Origin of the sequence: Gordonia sp. YY1, from assembly GCF_009872315.1 — a bacterium.
GTDB classification, from domain to species: Bacteria; Actinomycetota; Actinomycetes; order Mycobacteriales; family Mycobacteriaceae; genus Gordonia; species Gordonia amicalis.
Genome location: NZ_WXYI01000064.1, coordinates 1 through 596, shown reverse-complemented (window position 1 = coordinate 596; position 596 = coordinate 1). Strand labels below are relative to the sequence as shown.

The following is a 596-nucleotide window of genomic DNA, read 5'->3' as shown; positions in this document are numbered from 1 at the left end:
ACTTGATTAGGACCCTGTCTGGCTGGTGGGCCGTGACTCTTCACTGTCCTGTCCACCCGCCCCGGTGAGGTCATCCAACACGCGAGTGTGAAGGAGACACCACCACGATGACCCCGACCATGATCGATACGCAAGTCGTTGTCCTGGGCGTGGATACCCATCAACGCACCCACCACGCCGCCATTGTCGCCGCCGACGGCCGCCCACTGGTCGATCGGGAGTTCCCGACCACCACTGCCGGCTACACCGAGATGTGGCAGTGGGCCTGTGGTTTCGGCCGGATCGAGCACGCCGCGGTGGAGTCCAGCGCCTCCTACGGGGCCGGATTGACCCGCATGCTCACCGACCATGGGGTGACGGTCATCGAGGTCAACACCCCGGACCTACCGCGCCGTTACGCCCACGGCAAGACCGATCAACTCGACGCCTATGCCGCGGCGATGGCGGTCATCACCGGGCGTGCCACCGCGGTCGCCAAAGACACCCGCGGCGCTGTCGAATCGATCCGAATGCTCACCCTGGCACGGACTTCGGCGGTGGAAGAGGCCACCCGGATCGGTAACCAGATCCGCGACCTGTGCACCACCGCACCAGTG

The 596-nt window shown here is 65.6% G+C and carries 1 protein-coding gene; it reads left to right on the top strand.

Annotated elements, in window-relative coordinates:
• Positions 1-107: 107 nt before the first annotated feature.
• Positions 108-596: IS110 family transposase (locus tag BPODLACK_RS23155; protein WP_159406336.1), on the top strand; the 489-nt coding region annotated here is incomplete at its 3' end.